The sequence below is a fragment of the Nereida sp. MMG025 genome, from assembly GCF_021654165.1.
In the GTDB taxonomy this organism is placed as follows: domain Bacteria; phylum Pseudomonadota; class Alphaproteobacteria; order Rhodobacterales; family Rhodobacteraceae; genus Nereida.
This window is the reverse complement of sequence record NZ_JAKFZN010000021.1, coordinates 1-5048: the sequence shown is the minus strand read 5'-3', so window position 1 is coordinate 5048 and position 5048 is coordinate 1. Positions and strand designations below refer to the sequence as shown.

The following is a 5048-nucleotide window of genomic DNA, read 5'->3' as shown; positions in this document are numbered from 1 at the left end:
CTACGGAGTAGTGTTACGGGCCAAAAAATTGGCCTCAACCATATGATCTAAAAGTAAGAAACCATCCACAGGGTTCCGAAAGGGTCAAACTTAGGTTCCGAAAGGGTCAAACTTGGGTTCCGAAAGGGTCAAACGAAAAATCCGCTGGGACGGTTCCTGAAAGGTCAAACTTGGACTCCCGAAATAACGAACCGGCGGCGGGTTCCTGATGGGTCAAACTTTTGGTTCCTGAAGGGTCAAATTTCTTGTAGCATCAAAGTATGCCCTTGCTGCCTGATAGACACCCTCAGAAAGACTTCTTCATCCTCGACATTTCGGACGTGGTTCCGAAAGACGACACCGCGTCCATGGAGCACCCGTTGTTCTCACTGGCGACCAAGCCAGACATGCGGCACCTGGTTTATCAAAACGGTGAGAACAAGCTGGAGATTGCCCCTTCCATCCTTGGGCTGCCCACAATCAAAGACAAAGACATTCTGATCTTCTGTATCAGTCAGCTGATGCACCGGAAAAACCGAGGCGAGAAGATCGGCAAGCGCGTCCGCTTCTCTGCACGTGAGCTCTCAATCGCCACAAACCGACCTATTGGTGGAAATCACTACAAGCGACTGGCACAGGCTTTCAAGCGGCTGCAAGGTACACAGTTCACCTCCTCGATCCGCACCGGAAATAAACGAGAAATGCGCATCTTCAGCCTCGTGGATCAGGCTGGTTTCGTGATGCAGGAAGAAGGCGAATGGCGGCTCGACTATTGTGAGGTTGTTCTATCCGACTGGTTCATGCGCGCGATCGAAGCCAACGAGGTTGTAACAATCTCAAACGACTATTTCCGCCTGCGCCGCCCGCTTGAGCGGCGTATCTATGAAATCGCCCGCAAGCACTGCGGTGAGCAGAAGAAATGGCAGATCGGCCTGGCTAACCTACAAAACAAAACCGGCAGCAACGCGCCCCTCAAGAAGTTCCGCCTCAACATCCGCCAGATCATCGCTGACGATCATATGCCGTTTTACCGTATGGAGCTGACAGCAGATGATCTGGTGATCTTCCGCCCCCGCAAAGCCAAGACCACGCTCGCGCCTGCCATCACTCTACCGGACTGGGCAGAGGAAAAGGCCCGCGGGATCGCACGGGAAAAGGGCTGGGACTACCACGCTCTCCGCGCGAACTGGATGGAGTTCGCCCGGGACGAGTCTGGCAAGGGCAATCCCCCGCAGAACGCAGGGGCGGCCTTTGTGGCCTACTGCAAGAAGCAAGACAGCTTGCGATAGCTAAAGGCGGCCCTCCAGTATGATTGCCAATCCCCGCGCAACTTCTTCATTTGGGATTGGCCCGTAGTAGAAAAACACACCCTTGACGGTGATCTCTAGCGTATCATCAGACACGCGACGAAACCTTGCGCTGTGGCCAACAGAGTTAGTTCCGTACGCCGGAAAATCCCCAACTTCGACGATGGCTCTATCACGATCTACTCTCGTGACATTTCCTTGCCAAAACGGGATTGAGCAAACCGGCAAGCTTTCATCCAAACGCGGCGTCCCTCGACATTCGGACAAACCTTCTTCGGAGAGAACGGCCAACAAACGGTCTGTGAAGTCGGGATTTGACATTTCTGGCTCTACCGTTGCGGTCGCCCTGTGTGCCGGGGTTGGCAAGAACAACCCACATCCAGTGAGACCGGTTAGAAGGCCGATGACCAAAAGAGGTTTTATGTGGGAAAGCACTCTCATCTCCCTACCAATCGCGCCCAAAAGCCCTTCTTCCGGGCACTCTGATCCTCAATCAAAGCCGTGATCTTCTGTGCCTGATCTTTCCAGCTGTCCCGATCAGCGCGAGTTTCCTCCAACATCTCGCGCAACAGCTCAACTTCACGCTCTAACGCACTGGTTTCATGGGGGGTTACTCGATCTAACATTTTCGCAGTAACGTCACTATCGATAGAAACAGCCGGCCAAACTCTGAAAAGCTCTGATGCCTCTATAATCCACCCTCCTCCATCACGCGGAACTGCTGATATTTTCCCTTTTTTTATGGCTCTTGTTATTGTTGGAATACTTTTTCCAACTCTTTTTGCTGCCTGTGATGCGGATAGCTCCATGCCGTAAACCAGCCCTTTTCATGCTATAACTAATATAATCTTTGAAAGGGTAACTCACTTACATCAGGCTATAAAGCCTTTGCTTAAGAAAGCTGGTAACCAACTTCTTTTTGATGACGCACGGCAACGACCAGCGCCACGTCCTTCTCCAAGCGGTATAGCGCGACATAGCCACTGGCACCGAAGCTGATCGGCCATTCCCGAAACTCTGGGTCCATATCATCGACAGGACGGCCAACATCCGGGTGATCCGCAACGATCTGCATCCCGTCACGGATCGCGCTGGCCGCACGTCTGGCAGCATCAGGGTTCTTCTCAGCAAGAAAACGGTAGAGGCGCTGCACATCTGCCAGCGCTTCGGGCGACCAGATCAGTTGTGGCACTCAGGCGGTTCCTGATCGTCACCAGCGGCGAGCTGGGCAAGCCAAGCATCCGCCTCGGCATGTGTCACGTGCAGCCCGGTTTCCTGATAGGCGTTCCAGGCACGGATACCGTCTTGGCGGAACGCTTCGCGCTTTTCTTCACGCTCGACATATTGGGCAATCGCCTCGCGCATCACCCAATGCGGGGACCTGTCCCGCGCTTCGGCGAGAACTTTCACGCGGCTATGGACGTCTTCGTCCAGCTTGACGGCAACGGGTGTCGGCATGGCTTTTCCTCCATAGGTATCACTTTATAATACCTATGGAGGAAAAGTATTACCAGAGCTTATCTGGGTAGGTGTTACACACCGCGTTCGGCCATGCGCTTTAACTCATCAGAAATCTTCAGCTCCAAAGCGGCCCTGCGGCCTCTGGCCATAAGGTCAGCCTCATCCGCGAAATCCAGAATAAACCCCGCAAGATGCCGCATTTCCATCAGGTCCTCCTCTGCGAACGGCAGGGGCTGTCCTTGGTTTTTGGCATCGTTCATGCGCTTAGCGATCTGAGTCACGTTGTTGCCAACCTTGTTCAGCGCCCCCTTCATGGACAGCAACGCCTCGGCCAACTCCGCATCCGGCATCGCCATACCGCCCGTGTTCCGGATCACGTTGCGCAGCGCCTCACTGCGATTGCGAATGCCAGCTTCTTTCAGCTTGGCGTCGAGCTGGGCGAGGTCAGCAGGTGAGACGCGGCACACGATCACTTCGGTCCTACTGCCCCTCTCGATCTGAATGTCCCGCATAAGCTGCGCGCAGCGATAAACCGTGCGCACAGTGACGCCATATTCGCGGGCAAGCACCTGCGGACGAACGCCCTCCCTGACTTTTTTAGCAATGGATTGGCGGGTTGTGTGATCTAATCTACGGGTCATTTGTCACAAATGTCATACGTTGCTATTTCCTGCCACCCTCACACAACCAAAATCAAGCTTACTAAGGCCAACCCTACCCAAGAGACCTAAAGCCGCCTGACGGCGCTGTGAGCGGCTCTCAGAGCCTCTGAGGGGGCATAGGGCGGATCTAAGCGAGTTGTTAAATTCTCTTGGTTAAGAGGCGGCCATGGAGACGATTATTCGAAAATCATTTTTGCAGACTTTTCTCATAGTGCTGGCCGTGCACGTAACCGCTTTCGTGCTCTTTCACCTGCACGCCGATCTGCTCTTCGACATCCGGTTTGTTCATCTGAGACTTGAACACAGATGGCTAGGAACGATCGTCGCAACCATGAACTTTCTCGCCTTGTATGCACCGATTGGTATTTTCGCCTGGATGGCCTTCACCAAGCGATACAACATTCCACTTCTGCTCCTGATGGCTGTTGTCACGATGTACTACTCAGACCGCAGGCTCTATCCGGTTATGACTGCGTTTCTTGTTGAGATTGGTCAGTTTGAGACCCAAGGCGAGTTCATCATGGGCAACATACCCGGCCTGGACCAGTATCCAGAATTTCAGTCGATGGAGATGTCGATGGAATAGTCCCGAAAGAGGGACTGAAAAGAACGCGATACGCCGATGGCAAATTCGATTTCGCCAGTTGTCCGAGCGGTAAAATCCCAGCTTCCAGATGACCGGAAGCTACCGCGATATGACCCATGTCCATCGTAAGACCGGATGTCGATACCATAGGCACCGTCACCGGGATCGTCATTTGCAGACCACGAAATCGTGTAACGATACCCTTCCTCGACAAAGACAGAAACGGTTTCGTAATTGTAGTCTGCATAGTCAGTGTCAATTGTCGCGCTCGACTTGCGACGAAGCTTTTCTGGCTGTCTCGCGAGGCTTTTGCGAACGGCACCGCTAAGGGTTTTAGCTCTGAACTCGTATTTCATCTTGGTACCTTTGAAGCGGCTTAACAGGGGCGCAAAATATTCAGAAGCCGTTAACTTTCCCTGAGACCACCGTACGGTCATCCATTGCAGGAAATGGTATGAATTCGAAACACTGGCCAGACGGGCTAACCTATTTGGAGAACTACATCTCAGAGGATGAAGCGGGCAGGCTCGTCCAAGAGATCGACGCGGCCACCTGGCGCAACGATTTGAAACGGCGTGTCCAGCATTACGGGTATTGCTACGACTACAAGGAGCGACAGGCCCGCAGGAAAGATTATCTTGGGCCGCTGCCAGAGCTATTCCGCCAGCTGGCGGAACGGTTGACCTCTGAAGGTCATTTCCACGCCATACCAGATCAAGTCATCGTCAACGAATATCAGCCTGGACAGGGCATCTCTGCCCATATCGACTGCCAACCCTGCTTTGGTGAGACAATCGCATCCCTGAGCCTTCTCTCGGCCTGTGTGATGCGGTTTGCCACCCAGACTCATTCTCAGCAAACAGAGCTACACCTCCAACCCGCGAGTCTGTTGGTTTTGAAAGGTGACGCTCGCCACATGTGGACCCACGCCATCCCATCGAGGAAAACCGATGTCATAGCGGGTCAGAAATATGTCCGTTTTCGGCGTATCTCACTGACGTTCCGAACGATGAAGTTTGAAAACCTCTAGTGTTAATAGTGTTACCTACGGAG

The 5048-nt window shown here is 53.2% G+C and carries 8 protein-coding genes; 3 read left to right on the top strand and 5 right to left on the bottom strand.

Translation table 11 applies throughout. From position 1 onward, the window contains the following. Positions 1-260: 260 nt before the first annotated feature. Complete coding sequence (locus L1065_RS15590) at positions 261-1268, top strand: replication initiator protein A (protein ID WP_237096437.1); 1008 nt, start codon at positions 261-263, stop codon at positions 1266-1268. 455 nt (positions 1269-1723) lie between these two features. Here the strand turns inward: L1065_RS15590 and L1065_RS15585 are convergent, their stop codons facing one another. The 4 genes from L1065_RS15585 to L1065_RS15570 form a co-directional block, all read right to left on the bottom strand. Next, the gene (locus L1065_RS15585; RefSeq protein WP_237096436.1) at positions 1724-2095 is read right to left on the bottom strand and encodes a helix-turn-helix domain-containing protein; all 372 of its coding nucleotides are present in this window, start codon (positions 2093-2095) and stop codon (positions 1724-1726) included. 83 nt (positions 2096-2178) lie between these two features. After that, entirely contained in the window at positions 2179-2478 is a 300-nt protein-coding gene (locus tag L1065_RS15580; RefSeq protein ID WP_237096435.1) for a type II toxin-antitoxin system RelE/ParE family toxin, read from the bottom strand. After that, positions 2466-2744: a CopG family ribbon-helix-helix protein gene (locus L1065_RS15575; protein ID WP_237096434.1), complete on the bottom strand. Its 279-nt coding sequence runs from the start codon at positions 2742-2744 to the stop codon at positions 2466-2468. The genes L1065_RS15580 and L1065_RS15575 overlap by 13 nt, the downstream gene beginning before the upstream one ends. A 74-nt stretch (positions 2745-2818) precedes the next feature. Beyond that, the gene (locus tag L1065_RS15570; protein ID WP_237096433.1) at positions 2819-3388 is read right to left on the bottom strand and encodes a hypothetical protein; all 570 of its coding nucleotides are present in this window, start codon (positions 3386-3388) and stop codon (positions 2819-2821) included. 187 nt (positions 3389-3575) lie between these two features. On the opposite strand from L1065_RS15570, the gene L1065_RS15565 reads away from it, so the two are divergent. Further along, entirely contained in the window at positions 3576-3995 is a 420-nt protein-coding gene (locus tag L1065_RS15565) for a hypothetical protein (protein WP_237096432.1), read from the top strand. On the opposite strand, the gene L1065_RS15560 is transcribed toward L1065_RS15565, so the two are convergent. Further along, complete coding sequence (locus tag L1065_RS15560; protein ID WP_237096431.1) at positions 3968-4351, bottom strand: hypothetical protein; 384 nt, start codon at positions 4349-4351, stop codon at positions 3968-3970. The genes L1065_RS15565 and L1065_RS15560 overlap by 28 nt on opposite strands. 98 nt (positions 4352-4449) lie before the next feature. Between L1065_RS15560 and L1065_RS15555 the strand changes: the two genes are divergently transcribed. Further along, entirely contained in the window at positions 4450-5025 is a 576-nt protein-coding gene (locus L1065_RS15555; protein WP_237096430.1) for an alpha-ketoglutarate-dependent dioxygenase AlkB, read from the top strand. Positions 5026-5048 lie beyond the last annotated feature (23 nt).